Source organism: Halomonas sp. NYA30 (genome assembly GCF_976980765.1).
In genome coordinates this window covers 3,032,413-3,047,633 of the sequence record NZ_OZ334477.1, presented here as the reverse complement: position 1 = coordinate 3,047,633, position 15,221 = coordinate 3,032,413, and the positions used below count along the sequence as shown (strand labels likewise).

Sequence of the window (15,221 nt, the reverse complement as noted above, 5' to 3'; positions counted from 1 at the left end):
AGCAACAAAAAAGACCAGATTACGAGCGCGGGTATCGCGGTGTGGTTTCATAATGGCACCAAATGAGGGTGGAGGTAAAAGAGGCGGAAGCATTACGCCGGGCATGGTAACGTTTGTCGCTTACGTCGTCATCTTGCTTGCCTTATGACGTTGCCGTTTGTTCAGGATGGTTGATTATGCCCCACACCGAATCTACGGCTGCACGCAGCGTTGCGTCGCAGCCGCTTTCTTTTGCCCAGGGTCGCCTGGCCGCTCTTAGTTGGGGGCGCGCTGATGCCCCGGTTTGGCTGGCTCTGCACGGCTGGCTGGATAATGCGGCCAGCTTTTCACGCTTAGCTCCCCTGCTGGTGGAAAAGCTCGGTATTCGCATAGTAGCGCTGGATTTTCGTGGTCATGGCCAGTCGGCGCACTTACCACAAGGCAGTGACTATGCGCTATGGGGCTACTGCCACGATGTGTTGGATGTCATGGAAGATCTCGGCCTTAACCAAGTTAGCGTGTTGGCCCACTCCATGGGCGCCGCAGTGGCTTGCTTGCTTGCTGCTGCGCTGCCCGAACGGGTGGAGCGGCTAACGTTGATTGACGGGCTAGGGGCGCTGAATACGCCCGTTGAAGAAACCGCCAGCCAACTGCGCAAAGGACTGACAGCCCACCGTCGGCCACTTTCCCGCGCGCCGCGCTACCCGGATATCGAGAGTGCCATCGCTGCACGTGTTGCCGGAGGTGTCACGCCGGTGGATACCATTACGGCCACACCGCTAGTGGAGCGCAACACCCAGCCCACCGCCGATGGCCATATGCAAATGCGCACCGACAGTCGCTTGCTGAAGCCTTCATTGGTGCGCTTCACGCCCGAACAGGTGTTGTCATTGCTGGCGGAAATTAGCGCTCCAGTGCTATTGGTTGAAGGGGAGCAGGGGATTCTGTGTGAACGTGCCTGGGCGGTTCAGGCGCGGCATGCAGTCAAGGAATTGACCCGCCACGTGCTTAATGGTGGCCATCATTTGCATCTGGAGCCCCGCGCCGTAGCGCAAGTCTCTGCAGTAATCAGCGCTCATTGGGTTATGAGCGACAGGGTTATGAGCGACAGGGTTACGAGCGACAGGGTTACGAGCGACAGGGTTAAGAGCGATAAGGCCTAGCGATGGATGGCAGTATGAACGAATTGGTGCATGTCAGTAGTGGGAACAAGGTCGCTCTGGTGTTGGGCAGCGGCGGTGCGCGCGGCTATGCGCATATTGGGGTAATTGAAGCACTTGAGGCGCGGGGCTTTGACATCATCGCCGTATCAGGATGCTCGATGGGCGCGCTGATCGGTGGTATTTATGCGGCAGGCAAGCTGCCTGAATACCGCGATTGGGTGTGCAACCTTGACTACCTGGACGTACTTAAATTGGTCGACGTGACCTGGAGCCCGATGGGTGCGATGCGTGCCAGCAAGATCATGAGCAAGCTGGAAGCGCTGGTGGGCGATATATTAATTGAAAACCTCGCGATTCCAGTGACAACGGTGGCAACGGATCTGGTTCGCCAGCGGGAAGTGTGGTTTCAAAATGGCCCCTTATTACAGGCGATTCGCGCCTCAATTGCCGTGCCGGGAGTAATAACGCCAGTGCATTTGGGTGATCAGGTGTTGGTGGATGGCGGGTTGCTTAACCCGCTGCCGATCATGCCCGTGGTGGCGGCTCATCAAGCGGATTTTGTGGTGGCAGTCAACGTGACCGCGCATAGCCCGCTGCCAGTCACCATGGAGGAGTTGCTGCCTAAGGAAGAGGAGGCGACCGATAGCCGTAGCAAAAAAGAGATTGAGCGCGATCAAAACATGGGTAACTGGATGGGGGATGTGCGCGCCGCTACGCGAAAACTGTGGGCGGGGCTGGGCGCTAATGGGGAGGGGGCAGCCGGAGAGGGCGAAGAGCTGGAGGAGACCACTGAAGCCCGTGGCAAGCGGGAGTGGAGCAAGCTCGATATGATTCTGGAGTCGTTTGATATTACCCAGGCGGCGCTGGCCAAGTACAAGGTGGCGGGCTACCCGCCCGACGTGCTGATCGAAATACCCAAAACAGTCTGCAGTACCTATGAATTCCACCGCGGCAAGGATTTGATTCGCCTGGGCCGGCATCTGGCTGATGAAGCACTGGAGCGGCGCATGCCGAGCATCGCATCCGACGCGACCGAGTAACGGCTACTGACCCCGCTTCCGCAGCAAGATATATACCGCCCCGGTGCCACCATCGATATCGATAGCGGAGCAGAAAGCCAGTACGCCCGGCCACTCACGTAGCCAAGCATTAGTATGGCTTTTAAGTACAGGAAAGTCGGACGTGGTGCCCCACGCTTTGCCATGCACCACCAGTACGCAGCGCAAGCCTTGGCTGGCGGCGTCGCGCAAAAAACTCTCCAACTCCACACGCGCCTCTTCCAGCGTATAGCCGTGCATATCAAGTCCCGCTTGCCACGCCGTTTGCCCACGTTTTAGTTGGCTAAAAGTACGCCATGGTAAATCCGGCACACAAAACTCTAAATACTCAGAAGGGCGCACGGCCTCCACCCGGCCATCAGAGGTGCGCCCGCTGGACTGAGGCGTATTGCTTTCAACAGCCGCATGGCGTCTAGCTTCATGGGCCTTGCCGTCAATTTTAGGTTTGCCAGGGTCGGCCTGGTTAGTCGCGATACGGCGCACGCCTGCCGCCTTTAACGCATCGCGAAAGGCATTGATATCGTCATCGTCGGGCAGGTGGCGGCGTCGCGTCATGGTAGGCTCGGGTGGCAAAAAAGTGGCAAATAAAGGTGAAACAGATAAAGAGGCACAGTATAGCGGGCTGAGCGTTGCTGTGAACCGGGCGGCGTGAAAGGTACAATCTTTTTATTCGTTGCATGAATAAGGCTTTATCAGCTGTATTCATCATTATCGTCAATCAGGAGCCGCTGTGACCACGCATCTAAACGTTGAGCATTCTCACTCAACCCTTTCCCTGTCGGAGTCGTTGCTGGTGAGCCAGCTCTTTACCCTACGCGACTATCTGCGCTGGGTCTCCAGCGAGTTTTATCTGGCGGGCCTGCACTACGGCCATGGCACCGATTCTGCCTGGGATGAGGCGGTAGCGCTCTGCTTAGGCGCGCTGCACTTGCCGTGGAACATCGATCCCGGTGTGCTCGAGGCGCGGCTACTGCCCGTAGAACGGCAGCGGATTATTACTCTGGCGCGGGAACGTGTTACCACCCGCCGTCCGCTCCCCTATTTATTGGGCGAGAGCTTTTTTGCCGGCCATCCGTTCAGTGTCGATGAACGGGTACTGATACCGCGTTCGCCGATTGCCGAGCTGATTGAAGACGGCTTTGCCGCCTGGTTTCCTGAAGAGCCGCCTGCCAGTGTGCTGGATTTATGCACCGGTTCTGGCTGTATCGGCATTGCGACGGCACTTTATTTACCGACCTGCGAAGTGGCGCTTGCCGATATTAGTCAGGAGGCCTTGGCCGTCGCGCGTCAGAATATTACCCGCCATGATGTGGGCGACCGGGTACGGGCGGTAGAGTCGGATGTCTTCAGTGGCTTAGAAGGTCGACGCTTTGATTTGATTGTCTCTAATCCGCCTTATGTCGATGCCCGTGACCTTGCCACCATGCCCGCCGAGTTTCGCCACGAGCCTTCGCTCGCCCTGGGAGCCGGTAGCGATGGGCTGGATATTGTGCGGCGTATTTTGCGCGAGGCGCGGGAACACTTAACCGATGAGGGCTGGCTGATTGTAGAAGTCGGCAACTCTGACCGCCATGTGGAAGCGGCATTTCCGGATGTCGCTTTTCTATGGCTTGAATTCGAGCGTGGCGGCCAGGGTGTTTTTGCTCTGAGCGCCGCTGAACTCGACGCCCATGCGGCGTCTTTCGTGTGAGGAATTAACGGCCATGTCTGGCAATACGTTTGGCAAACTATTCAGTGTGACTACCTTTGGTGAGAGCCACGGACCAGCGCTCGGCGCTATTGTGGATGGTTGTCCGCCTGGGCTGCCGTTAAGCGAAGCCGATTTACAGCTCGACCTGGATCGCCGCAGGCCGGGCAGTTCGCGGCATACCACTCAGCGCAAAGAACCCGATCAGGTGCGCATCCTTTCCGGGGTGTTTGAAGGCAAAACCACCGGTACCTCGATCGGCCTGCTGATTGAGAACACCGATCAGCGCTCTAACGACTACTCGAAAATCAAAGAGCAGTTTCGGCCAGCCCACGCGGATTACACCTACCACCATAAATATGGCCACCGGGACTATCGTGGGGGCGGGCGCTCCAGTGCCCGTGAAACTGCTATGCGCGTGGCAGCGGGGGCGATTGCCAAGAAGTATCTAGCCGCCCAGGGCGTCCAGATTCGTGGCTATATGAGCCAGTTAGGCCCTATCAAGATTGAGTTCAAACAGTGGGAATCGGTGGGTCAAAATGCGTTTTTCTGCCCCGACCCGGAGCGCGTCACTGAACTGGAAGCCTTTATGGACCAACTGCGCCGCGACCAGGATTCGGTAGGTGCCGAAATTACCGTGATTGCCGGAGGCGTACCGGTAGGGCTTGGCGAACCGGTGTTTGACCGCCTGGATGCTGATCTGGCGCATGCTTTGATGAGTATCAATGCGGTAAAAGGGATTGAGATTGGCGCAGGGTTTGGCTGTATCGCCCAGCGCGGTAGCGAGCATCGTGATGAGATGACGCCAGAGGGCTTTCTTTCCAATCACGCTGGCGGCGTGCTCGGTGGTATCTCTAGCGGGCAGCCGATTGTAGCGCGCTTAGCGCTGAAGCCCACTTCCAGCATCACTACGCCGGGCCGTTCTATCGATATTCATGGTCAGGCAGTCGAGGTGGTGACTAAAGGGCGCCACGACCCCTGCGTAGGGATTCGCGCAACGCCCATTGCTGAGGCAATGATGGCGATTACGCTGTTGGATCACTGGCTACGTCAGCGTGGTCAGAATGGCGATGTTAACGTTGATACACCGCGTTTAACTCAGCGATAACGCATCACGGTGAGGTTTGCAGTTCGCTGCTACACTCAAACAAAACAATTGCATGAGTAGTCGTCATGAAAAACAGTGCAGGAGCCGCCTATGAAGATTAATGTTGAGTTTGATCTTACCCCCGATGAATTTCGCCAATCACTGGGGCTGCCTGATGTCGAAGCTTTCCAGAAAAATCTGCTAGAGAATATTCAACGGCAGATGGAGTCTGGGGTGGAAGGCTATGACCCTATGAGCCTAATGCGGCCTTTCCTGCAGCAACCGATGATGCAGCAAGGGCTTTCTCAAGGGCTAGCTAACTTCGGAACCTACCAGCAAATGATGCTCGATATGTTGCGGCAAGCGGGCAGCGCCAGCGCTTCTTCAGCCCACAGCAATGATGATGAGAAGAGGGGGGGGACTAACTCTAAAAGCAATGCGGAAAGCGCTACTTCCAGCAAAGCAAAGTCAACGGCATCGTCACGTTCCCGTTCTGAAACAAGAAGCAGCGGCACATAGATTGAAGCAAGCAGTTAACGCGCATTAACTTAACAGGTGGTTTTCCACCTGTTGAGGTAGGGCAGAGTAATATGGCAAAGCGGTTCAGGCTTGCACGGTGATACTGAAATCACACCACTGTTGCAATGCAGCATGCCAAAGATTACTCTTTTTGCAGTGCAGCAGAGCTACATTACGGTGAGTCACTCCAAGGCTCATGCCAAGGAACGATACAGGAGCAGACACTATGCAAGACAATATGATGGACGCCTTTAACGCCCAAACTAAGCAGATGTTTGAGCCCATGCGAAAAATTAATTCGCTGATGCTCAACAATATGGAAAAAATGACCCAGTATCAGCTGGAAGCCATGAAGCGCTACAGCCAGATGGGTACCGAGCGCATTCGTAGCGCCACTGAAATTCAAGACGCAGAAAGCCTGCGTGATTTCGGCACCAAGCAAGCCGAGATGATGAACGAACTTTCCCAGCAGATGCAGGAAGATGCGCGGGTGATGAGCGAAATGAGCCTGCAGTTTAAGTCTGAAATGGAAAAGATGTTCAGTGAAGCCGGGCAGCAAATGTCCGACCAAGCCAAGGCTACTGCGAAAGGGGAGCAGCCTGCGAAAGCCTCCAGTCACTCATCGCGCAAAAGCTGATTGACGACATCATCGCGGCGCCTTAGGGCGCCGCGATGCATTTAAAACGTTGCAACGATAAAACCTTGTCATATCGAAGTCTTATCGTATAAAAACTTTATCGTATTAAAAACTCAGCTATATAACAGCTTGGTCTTGGTCAAAGTGGTTGGTGCGCCTGGAGAGGGCGTAGGGAGAGTTAGTATGCAGTCAGCGTGGCACAATCCGTTCCAGGCATTATCATCAGGGCTTTCTCAAGGGCTAGCCGATGAAATAGCCAAGGGCTTACCTGAAGGGTTATCTCAGGCAGAGCTTGAAGAGTGGAATAATCAGCTCAAAGAGATCGGTGAGCAGTACCAAGGATTGATGCAGGATCTGCTTTCCCGTATCGCACCAAGTGAAGCCGCCGACTCCATTTATAGCGATATGCGCGAAAGCTTTGAAGCGGGTGCGCAGTCGCTGATGCAGAATCCTACCCTGCTGTGGGAAACCCAGGCGCGGTTGGTGCAGGATCAATGGTTGTTGTGGCAGCAAGCCATGCGCGGGATGGCTGGCGAGCAGGTCACTCCGTTGATCACGCCAGCCAAAAATGACCGCCGTTTTAAAGACGAGGCGTGGACACAAGACCCGCACTATATGGCTATCATGCAGCAGTACCTACTGTTTTCGCAGATGGTGGAAGAGCTGGTTGAAAGCCTAAGCGGTTTAGACGAAACCAAAAAGCGTAATCTGATGTTTTACGCGCGCCAGTTGGTCAACGCGATGGCGCCGACAAATTTTATGAGCACCAACCCTGAAGTCATGCGCCGCACGCTTGAAACCCGTGGCCAGAACTTGGTGGATGGATTAGCCCGCCTGCGCGAAGACTTGGGGAATTCTGCCGAGGGTATCAATGTCCGCATGACGGATCGTGGCGCTTTTGGCGTGGGTGAAAATATTGCCGTAACGCCCGGTGCTGTGATCTACGAAAACGAATTGATCCAGTTGATCCAGTACACCCCCACCACAGAAAAAACCTTTAAAACGCCGTTGCTAATGGTGCCGCCGTGGATCAATAAGTACTACATTCTTGACCTACGTGAAGATAACTCAATGGTTAAGTGGCTGGTGGATCAAGGCCATACAGTCTTTCTAATCTCCTGGCGTAACCCTGGCCCTGAACAGCGCGATATCACCTGGGCCGACTATATGCAGATGGGACCCATCAGCGCGATGGAAGCCATCGAACAGGCCTGTGGTGAGAAGTCGGTCAATCTACTCAGCTATTGCGTGGGAGGCACACTAGCCGCCTCTACAGTGGCCTACCTCACCAGCACGCGCCGTGGGCGCAAAGTAAAGTCGGTTACTTATATGGCGACGCTGCAGGATTTTCGTGATCCTGGCGATATCGGCGTATTTCTAAATGAGCGAGTGGTAGAAGGCATTGAGCAGACGCTGCAGTTGAAAGGCTATCTTGATGGTCGTTCAATGGCTTATACCTTCAACTTGCTGCGTGAAAATGATCTGTTTTGGTCGTTTTACATCAATAATTATTTAAAGGGCGAAACGCCTGCCGCCTTTGACCTGCTTTACTGGAACACGGATGGCACCAATCTTCCTGCCGGGACGCACGCTTGGTACCTGCGCTATATGTACCTGGAGAACCGCCTGGTTGAGCCTGGCGGTATTGAATTGGATGGTGTGAAAATAGACCTGCGTAAAGTCTCCACGCCCAGCTATTTCGTATCCACCAAAGAGGACCACATCGCCAAGTGGAACAGTACCTATTATGGGGCGTTGTTACCTAAAGGGCCGGTTACCTTCGTATTGGGCGGATCGGGCCATATCGCGGGTATTGTTAATCCGCCCCATAAAAACAAGTACGGCTACTGGACGAACGATGTGCTACCGGAAACGCATGAAGAGTGGCTAGCAAACGCAACGCCTCATGAAGGCTCCTGGTGGCCCCACTGGCAGTCTTGGATGACTGAGAATGGCTATGCCGATAGCGAAAAGATGGTGCCTGCGCGCCAACCTGGCGATGGTGAACTCAAAGTGATTGAGCCTGCGCCAGGGCGCTATGTGAAGATGACGATTCCAGAGGTGCTAGGGGAAATTCCAACTAAATCTTAATGGATACCTAAAAGATTGTACGTGGGTATCGTAACGGGTCGCGAGTTAAAGGTACTTCCCAACAGAAAAGCCCGCGGACATTTTGTCCGCGGGCTTTTCTTCGTCACGGTCAGTTACGAATCAAGTAGTCGAAAGCGCCGAGCGATGCTTTCGCACCTTCACCCATGGCGATAATGATCTGCTTGTAGGGGACGGTGGTCACATCGCCTGCGGCAAACACGCCGGGTACGGATGTCATGCCATGGGCATCGACAATGATTTCACCACGCGGCGTCATTTCGATCGGTGAGCCTTTTAACCACTCGGTGTTAGGTACCAAACCAATCTGAACAAAAATACCTTCTAACGCGATGGATTTGCTCTCATCAGTCGTACGGTCTTTATAGTTCAAGCCATTGACACGGCTGCCGTCACCGGTGACTTCGGTCGATTGTGCGTTGAGAATGATATCAACGTTAGGCAGGCTCTTGAGCTTCTTCTGCAGCACCGCATCAGCGCGCATCTCGCCCATAAACTCTACCAGTGTGACGTGGCCGACAATGCCTGCCAAGTCAATCGCCGCTTCAACACCTGAGTTACCGCCACCAATGACCGCTACCCGCTTGCCTTTGAACAACGGACCGTCACAGTGAGGACAGTAGGCAACCCCTTTGTTGCGATACTGCTGCTCGCCGGGCACGTTCATCTCACGCCAGCGGGCGCCTGTCGCCAGTACTAGCGTCTTGCTCTTCAGCTTAGCGCCGGACTCAAACGATACTTCATGTAGGCCGCCTTCTGTCTCGGCGGCTTTAAAGGAAGTAGCCAGCTGCAGGTTCATGACGTCAACTTCGTAATCTTTGACATGCTCTTCAAGCGCGCTGACCATTTTCGGGCCTTCGGTGTGTGACACCGAAATGAAGTTTTCAATGCCCATGGTGTCCGCCACCTGACCACCGAAGCGCTCAGCGGCAACACCGGTATTGATCCCTTTGCGCGCCGAGTAGATAGCCGCCGCAGCGCCTGCCGGGCCACCACCAATGACGAGCGTATCGAAAGCGGCTTTTTCGCTCAGCTTTTTGGCATCGCGTTCGGCGGCACCGGTATCAACCTTGGCCAGAATCTGTTCAAGCGTCATGCGGCCCTGGTCAAACGGCTTACCGTTCAAATAAACGCTCGGTACCGACATGATTTCGCGAGACTCGACTTCATCCTGAAACAGCGCGCCGTCAATAGCGACGTGGCGCACGTTCGGGTTGAAGATGGCCATCAAATTGAGCGCCTGAACCACGTCCGGACAGTTCTGGCACGACAGCGAGTAATAGGTCTCGAAAAGCATCTCGCCATCTAATGCTCGAACCTGATCAAGCAATTCGTCAGACGTCTTAGGCGGATGACCACCAATGTGCAGCAGGGCAAGCACTAACGAGGTGAACTCGTGGCCCATGGGAATGCCTGCAAACACCACGCCAGTCTCTTCACCGGGGCGGTTGATCGCAAACGATGGCGTACGTGCATCCTGACCATCGCTGTGCAGGGTAATCTTGTCGCTCAGGCTGCTGATATCTTCCAACAGACCGAGTAACTCTTGTGACTTGGCACCGTCATCGAGGGACGCAACGATCTCGAACGGCTGAGTCACTTTTTCCAGATACGCTTTTAACTGGGATTTTAAATTGGCGTCCAGCATGACAGTAGCTTCCTCGCAGGTAACAGACGTATTGAACACACGTGTGTGACGGTGCTAATCATTAACATTTTAAAAAACTGTTTTAAAAAACAGTTTTAACAACAGGTTTAATAACAGCTTTAAAACAGAACGCCCGGGCGAAACCCGGGCGTTGAACATGCACGCACTTGCGCAGCAAAAAAGAGCAAGGGCGTGAAAACCGCGAGCGGTTTAGATTTTGCCTACCAGATCCAGAGAAGGAGCGAGAGTCTCTTCGCCTTCTTTCCACTTGGCTGGGCACACTTCGTTCGGGTTGGCGCGAACGTATTGAGCGGCTTTCACTTTGCGCAGCAGTTCTTCGGCATTGCGACCGATGTTGCCGGCGTTAATTTCGACGATCTGGATTTTGCCGTCGGGGTCGACAACAAAGGTGCCGCGCTCGGCAAGACCGGCTTCTTCGATCAAGACTTCGAAGTTGCGTGAAATGCGCAGCGTCGGATCCGCAATCATCGGGTACTGAAGTTTGCCGATGGTGTCAGAGCTGTCGTGCCATGCCTTGTGAGTAAAGTGGGTATCGGTTGAAACGCTGTAGATTTCAACGCCCAGTTTTTTGAATTCAGCATAGTTGTCGGCTAAGTCACCAAGCTCAGTCGGGCAAACAAAGGTGAAGTCAGCGGGATAGAAGAAAAAGATGGACCACTGACCCTGCATGTCGGCTTCAGTAACATCAACAAATTCGCCATTCAAATAGGCAGTTGCTTTAAACGGCTTAACTTCAGTGTTGATCAATGACATTCAGATAATCTCCAGGATTGGTGAATGAATAATGTGAAATTTTTGATAATACTAATGGCTAACGACTAATGGCTAAAATTAAGAATAGCCATGCCATCAATAGTTTTTCTCTATTGACTAGGTCGTTGTCGTTGTACTAGCTGGTTAATGGGGTCGATGAAGCAAAATACAAGAATTTTTCACATTGGCTTGCGGTAGGCGTCACTGCACCGCAAAATTCGCACGGTCAGCGTTATGACCTACGCTATTGTTAGCCGTGGGCCAGCTGGCACAAACAGCCGTAGCCAAGCGTTATTAACAGCGAGAGCTAAAAACGAGTGGCTCAAAAACGTCGCTAATAGAGCTTAGACAAATAGAGCTTTGACATTAGGAGCAGTGATAATGGGGAACATCCACAAACTTTCCGCGGCCGTTGCGGCCATTTCGTTTGCCGCAGCGGCTAGCGCTGCCCACGCCGACGAGGTGCGGGTTTTTAACTGGTCAGATTATATTGCCCCGGAAACGCTGGAAAAATTCACCGAGCGTACCGGCATTGAAGTGACCTACGACGTTTATGACAGCAATGAAATTTTGGATGCCGCGCTGCTCGCTGGGCGCTCCGGCTACGATGTGGTGGTACCCTCTACCCACTATTTTACTCGTCAATTAAGCGCCGGTGTTTACCAGCCGCTTAACCATGAGCTACTGCCCAATTTAGACAATCTCAACTCCGACCTGATGGCCAACTTGGAAGCTATTGATGCGGGTAGCGAATACTCGGTTCCTTATATGTGGGGCACTAACGGTGTTGGCTATAACGTTGAGCGTGTAAAGGAAATCCTCGGTGACGACGCCCCCTTGGACAGTTGGGCGCTGCTGTTTGATCCTGAAATAACCGCTGCGTTGAGCGAGGCAGGTTGCGGCTTGTCGATGTTAGATTCAGGTGATGAAATGCTCTCGCCCGCCATGGCGTATTTGGGCTTGGACCCGCTTAGTGAAAGTATTGATGACCTGGAAGCTGGCGGCGAGCTGATTGCCGACGTTCGCGACGATATGACCTACTTCCACTCCTCGCGTTATGTCTCTGATCTGGCGAATGGCGATATTTGCGTCGCCGCAGGTTACTCCGGTGATATTTTCCAAGCTGCGGCGCGTGCTGAAGAAGCTGGTCGTGATTTCAGTATTGGTTACAGCATTCCCAAAGAAGGCGCTGCCCTTTGGTTCGATATGATGGCGGTACCCGCCGATGCGCCGAACACTGAAAACGCCCATGCGTTTATCAACTTTATTCTTGATCCGGAAATCGCCGCTGAAATTACCGAGTATGTGCGGTATGCCAACCCCAACGCGGCGGCCAATGAATATCTCTCTGATGAGATTATCAATGACCCGGCTATTTACCCGGAAACTGAGGTCATGCAAAACCTGTACGTAGCGATTGAAAAGCCTCAAGATGTGCAACGCGCACGTACACGGATCTGGAATCGTGTGAAGTCTGGTCGTTAAAACCGACATTTATCCGACGGCGAGCCAGAGGCATTTCCTCACCGGCTCGCTGTTCGTCTTTATTAATGCCCGGGTTACCGGGCCTTTTGATGGGAGTGGCGAATGGTCACTACGCCCCTGTCGAACGAGCCTTCATCTGCTGCGCCAAGCACTCCTTCCGCATCACGTCCTCTGGGTAAAACCCCGCGGTTTGCCGAGGATGTCGTGCTGGAAGTGAAACGCTTAAGCAAACGATTTGATGATGCGCTGGCGGTGGATGATGTCAATTTGCAGGTTAAGCGCGGCGAAATCTTCGCGTTATTAGGTGGTTCTGGATCGGGAAAATCAACCTTGCTGCGGATGCTGGCAGGGTTTGAGACACCAACAGAAGGGCGCATTTTGCTAGACGGTGTCAATATCACCGCAATGCCACCTCACAAGCGGCCCATCAATATGATGTTCCAGTCTTATGCCTTATTTCCGCATATGACGGTTGCCCAGAATATTGCCTTTGGTTTAAAGCAGGACAAACTGCCCAAAGCGGATATCGACGCCCGTGTTGCGCAAATGCTCAAGCTGGTGCACATGGAGCGCTTTGCCAAGCGCAAGCCGCATCAACTTTCCGGCGGGCAACGTCAGCGGGTGGCACTGGCGCGCTCGTTGGCCAAGCGGCCCAAACTGTTGCTGCTGGACGAGCCTATGGGAGCGCTGGACAAAAAACTACGCACTGAAATGCAGCTGGAAGTGGTCGAGATCATCGAACAGGTAGGTGTTACCTGCATCATGGTGACGCACGACCAGGAAGAAGCCATGACCATGGCTGACCGTGTGGCGATCATGGCCGATGGCTGGATCGAGCAGGTAGGTTCGCCGGTGGATATTTATGAAAGCCCGGTAAGCCGCATGGTGGCAGAGTTCGTCGGTACGGTGAATCTGTTTGAAGGGGAAATTATCGAGGATGCTGCCGACCACTGCCGCATCGTCGCCCCTGCTCTAGAGCGCCCCATCTATATTGATCATGGGATAACCACCCAAGCGATGGATCGCCGGGTGTGGGTCGCTCTACGCCCCGAGAAAATCTGGTTAACCCGTGAAAAGCCCACCACGGAATATAACTGGGCGGAAGGCAAGGTGGATGATATTGCCTACTTGGGGGGCTTCTCGCTCTACTACGTGCGCACGCCGTCGGGCCAGATGATCAAGGTCAGCATGGCCAATACGGAACGCCGTGGTGACCGGCCAACCTGGGAAGACAGCGTCTATGTCCACTGGGAAGATCACAGCACTATTGTTCTGAATCGTTAGGGTCTTGAACCGCTAGCGTGGTGCCTTTCCTACTGCGAGGAGCCTGCCTTCAATGAAGCCATCTCGTTCTTCAGCACTGCTCAAACGCTTGAAACTGGGGCGGCGGGCAGTAATTGCGTTTCCGCTCGTCTGGTTAACGCTGTTTTTCTTGCTGCCTTTTGCGCTGGTACTCAAAATCAGCCTGTCCGAGGCGGCGATTGCGATTCCGCCTTATGGGCCACTGCTTGAGTATGCCGACCAAACGCTGCATGTTTTTTTAAACCTGGGCAACTATCTCTTTCTCCTTTCGGATTCGCTCTATATCGCCGCCTATTGGGGCTCCGTCAAAACTGCGTTCATAGCGACGGTGGCTTGTCTGCTGATCGGCTACCCAATGGCGTATGCCATGGCGCGGGCACCGGCTCGCTGGCAGCTGCTTTTACTGCTGCTGGTCATGCTGCCTTCGTGGACGTCGTTTCTGATTCGTGTCTACGCCTGGATGGGTATTTTAAGCAATAGCGGGCTGATCAATAACCTACTGATAGGGATAGGGCTGATCGATTCTCCGCTACGCATGATGAATACCCAGTTTGCGGTCACGATTGGTATCGTTTACGCCTACTTGCCGTTTATGGTGTTGCCGCTGTATGCCCACCTAACCCGGATGGATAATTCTTTATTGGAAGCTGCTGCCGACCTGGGTTCGCGCAAGATCAATACCTTTATCAAAGTTACTTTGCCGCTCTCTATGGGGGGGATTGTCGCCGGTTCGATGCTAGTGTTTATCCCGGCGGTAGGCGAGTTCGTGATTCCCGAGTTACTTGGCGGCCCGGACACATTAATGATCGGTAAGGTGTTGTGGGAGGAGTTTTTCCTTAACCGCGACTGGCCCGTGGCGTCGGCGCTGGCCATGGTGATGCTGCTGCTGTTACTGGTGCCGATTGTCTGGTTCCATCGCTATCAGTCCAAGGAGCTAGCATCATGAGCAGCCTGCGACGGATCAACTTCTCAACGGTTATGCTGGTACTTGGCCTGCTGTTTCTTTACCTGCCGATGTTTGTACTGGTGGTGTATTCGTTTAACGCCTCGAAACTGGTCACCGTGTGGGCTGGCTTTTCTACCCAATGGTACGGTGAACTATTTCGTGACGAGCAGATTCTATCGGCGGTGTGGACGAGTCTGAGGATCGCATTTTTCGCTGCCAGCATGGCGGTTTGCTTAGGCACCGTGGCGGCCTTTGTGATGACGCGCTACGGCCATTTCCGGGGTAAAACGGCACTCTCCAGCATGGTGACGGCCCCATTGGTCATGCCCGAGGTGATTACCGGTCTGTCGCTGCTGCTGTTGTTTGTGCAAATGGCGCAGATTACCGGGTGGCCCGCTGACCGTGGCATGGCGACGATCTGGATTGCCCACACCACGTTTTGCAGTGCCTATGTCGCGGTCGTGGTGGCAGCGCGCCTGCGAGAAGTGGATCACTCCATTGAAGAGGCGGCCATGGACTTGGGCTCGCCGCCGGTGAAAACCTTCTTTTCCATCACGCTACCGATTATTACGCCCGCTTTAGCGGCAGGTTGGCTGCTGGCGTTTACGCTCTCACTTGATGACTTAGTGATTGCCAGCTTTGTCTCGGGCCCAGGAGCGAATACGCTGCCGATGGTGGTGTTTTCATCGGTGCGTATGGGCGTATCACCCAAGATTAATGCGCTTGCCACGCTGATTATACTGATCGTATCCCTGGCAACATTGTTGGCTTGGTTTTTTATGCGCCGCAACGAAACCAAGCGGAAGGCTGCCCTGCAAGACGTTTAA

The 15,221-nt window shown here is 53.9% G+C and carries 14 protein-coding genes; 11 read left to right on the top strand and 3 right to left on the bottom strand.

What is annotated here, in order from left to right:
• The first annotated feature begins 176 nt into the window (after positions 1 to 176).
• Positions 177 to 1,142, top strand: coding sequence for an alpha/beta fold hydrolase (locus tag ACWI0H_RS14165; protein WP_485873751.1), 966 nt, complete (start codon positions 177 to 179; stop codon positions 1,140 to 1,142).
• A 14-nt stretch (positions 1,143 to 1,156) separates the two neighbouring features.
• Positions 1,157 to 2,182 (top strand): patatin-like phospholipase family protein, encoded by a 1,026-nt coding sequence (locus tag ACWI0H_RS14160; protein WP_336269568.1) that lies wholly within the window; start codon positions 1,157 to 1,159, stop codon positions 2,180 to 2,182.
• 3 nt (positions 2,183 to 2,185) lie between these two features.
• Here ACWI0H_RS14160 and ACWI0H_RS14155 read toward each other — a convergent pair whose 3' ends face one another.
• Complete coding sequence (locus ACWI0H_RS14155) at positions 2,186 to 2,755, bottom strand: Smr/MutS family protein (RefSeq protein ID WP_008959605.1); 570 nt, start codon at positions 2,753 to 2,755, stop codon at positions 2,186 to 2,188.
• Between the two features lie 175 nt (positions 2,756 to 2,930).
• Between ACWI0H_RS14155 and prmB the strand changes: the two genes are divergently transcribed.
• The 5 genes from prmB (at position 2,931) to phaC (ending at position 8,221) form a co-directional block, all read left to right on the top strand.
• Positions 2,931 to 3,890, top strand: a complete 960-nt coding sequence (prmB, locus tag ACWI0H_RS14150) for a 50S ribosomal protein L3 N(5)-glutamine methyltransferase (RefSeq protein ID WP_101147836.1) — start codon at positions 2,931 to 2,933, stop codon at positions 3,888 to 3,890.
• Between the two features lie 13 nt (positions 3,891 to 3,903).
• The gene (gene aroC, locus ACWI0H_RS14145) at positions 3,904 to 4,995 is read left to right on the top strand and encodes a chorismate synthase (RefSeq protein ID WP_485873750.1); all 1,092 of its coding nucleotides are present in this window, start codon (positions 3,904 to 3,906) and stop codon (positions 4,993 to 4,995) included.
• Positions 4,996 to 5,085: 90 nt separating this feature from the next.
• The gene (locus tag ACWI0H_RS14140; protein ID WP_336274962.1) at positions 5,086 to 5,493 is read left to right on the top strand and encodes a hypothetical protein; all 408 of its coding nucleotides are present in this window, start codon (positions 5,086 to 5,088) and stop codon (positions 5,491 to 5,493) included.
• Between the two features lie 226 nt (positions 5,494 to 5,719).
• Entirely contained in the window at positions 5,720 to 6,130 is a 411-nt protein-coding gene (locus ACWI0H_RS14135; protein WP_176304566.1) for a phasin family protein, read from the top strand.
• Positions 6,131 to 6,313: 183 nt separating this feature from the next.
• Positions 6,314 to 8,221, top strand: a complete 1,908-nt coding sequence (gene phaC, locus ACWI0H_RS14130; RefSeq protein WP_485873749.1) for a class I poly(R)-hydroxyalkanoic acid synthase — start codon at positions 6,314 to 6,316, stop codon at positions 8,219 to 8,221.
• Between the two features lie 109 nt (positions 8,222 to 8,330).
• On the opposite strand, the gene ahpF is transcribed toward phaC, so the two are convergent.
• Together ahpF and ahpC are read right to left on the bottom strand one after the other, a co-directional pair.
• On the bottom strand, positions 8,331 to 9,887 hold the full coding sequence (ahpF, locus tag ACWI0H_RS14125) for an alkyl hydroperoxide reductase subunit F (protein WP_485873748.1): 1,557 nt from the start codon (positions 9,885 to 9,887) through the stop codon (positions 8,331 to 8,333).
• A gap of 210 nt (positions 9,888 to 10,097) precedes the next feature.
• Positions 10,098 to 10,655: an alkyl hydroperoxide reductase subunit C gene (gene ahpC, locus ACWI0H_RS14120; RefSeq protein WP_431313221.1), complete on the bottom strand. Its 558-nt coding sequence runs from the start codon at positions 10,653 to 10,655 to the stop codon at positions 10,098 to 10,100.
• A 387-nt stretch (positions 10,656 to 11,042) separates the two neighbouring features.
• Here ahpC and ACWI0H_RS14115 point away from each other — a divergent pair, with 387 nt between their 5' ends.
• From ACWI0H_RS14115 to ACWI0H_RS14100, 4 genes are all read left to right on the top strand, one after another.
• Positions 11,043 to 12,146, top strand: coding sequence for a polyamine ABC transporter substrate-binding protein (locus tag ACWI0H_RS14115; RefSeq protein ID WP_101147840.1), 1,104 nt, complete (start codon positions 11,043 to 11,045; stop codon positions 12,144 to 12,146).
• A 102-nt stretch (positions 12,147 to 12,248) separates the two neighbouring features.
• Positions 12,249 to 13,430, top strand: a complete 1,182-nt coding sequence (locus ACWI0H_RS14110) for an ABC transporter ATP-binding protein (protein ID WP_485873747.1) — start codon at positions 12,249 to 12,251, stop codon at positions 13,428 to 13,430.
• Positions 13,431 to 13,482: 52 nt separating this feature from the next.
• The gene (locus ACWI0H_RS14105) at positions 13,483 to 14,394 is read left to right on the top strand and encodes an ABC transporter permease subunit (protein ID WP_339882628.1); all 912 of its coding nucleotides are present in this window, start codon (positions 13,483 to 13,485) and stop codon (positions 14,392 to 14,394) included.
• Complete coding sequence (locus tag ACWI0H_RS14100; protein WP_176304561.1) at positions 14,391 to 15,221, top strand: ABC transporter permease subunit; 831 nt, start codon at positions 14,391 to 14,393, stop codon at positions 15,219 to 15,221. Before ACWI0H_RS14105 ends, ACWI0H_RS14100 begins: the two co-directional genes overlap by 4 nt.

Excerpts from the sequence above, each read along its gene's own strand:
- ACWI0H_RS14165 (WP_485873751.1), top strand. The coding sequence starts at position 177 with ATGCCCCACACCGAATCTACGGCTGCACGCAGCGTTGCGTCGCAGCCG.
- ACWI0H_RS14160 (WP_336269568.1), top strand. The coding sequence starts at position 1,157 with ATGAACGAATTGGTGCATGTCAGTAGTGGGAACAAGGTCGCTCTGGTG.
- ACWI0H_RS14155 (WP_008959605.1), bottom strand. The coding sequence starts at position 2,755 with ATGACGCGACGCCGCCACCTGCCCGACGATGACGATATCAATGCCTTT.
- aroC (WP_485873750.1), top strand. The coding sequence starts at position 3,904 with ATGTCTGGCAATACGTTTGGCAAACTATTCAGTGTGACTACCTTTGGT.
- ACWI0H_RS14140 (WP_336274962.1), top strand. The coding sequence starts at position 5,086 with ATGAAGATTAATGTTGAGTTTGATCTTACCCCCGATGAATTTCGCCAA.
- ACWI0H_RS14135 (WP_176304566.1), top strand. The coding sequence starts at position 5,720 with ATGCAAGACAATATGATGGACGCCTTTAACGCCCAAACTAAGCAGATG.
- phaC (WP_485873749.1), top strand. The coding sequence starts at position 6,314 with ATGCAGTCAGCGTGGCACAATCCGTTCCAGGCATTATCATCAGGGCTT.
- ahpF (WP_485873748.1), bottom strand. The coding sequence starts at position 9,887 with ATGCTGGACGCCAATTTAAAATCCCAGTTAAAAGCGTATCTGGAAAAA.
- ACWI0H_RS14115 (WP_101147840.1), top strand. The coding sequence starts at position 11,043 with ATGGGGAACATCCACAAACTTTCCGCGGCCGTTGCGGCCATTTCGTTT.
- ACWI0H_RS14110 (WP_485873747.1), top strand. The coding sequence starts at position 12,249 with ATGGTCACTACGCCCCTGTCGAACGAGCCTTCATCTGCTGCGCCAAGC.
- ACWI0H_RS14105 (WP_339882628.1), top strand. The coding sequence starts at position 13,483 with ATGAAGCCATCTCGTTCTTCAGCACTGCTCAAACGCTTGAAACTGGGG.
- ACWI0H_RS14100 (WP_176304561.1), top strand. The coding sequence starts at position 14,391 with ATGAGCAGCCTGCGACGGATCAACTTCTCAACGGTTATGCTGGTACTT.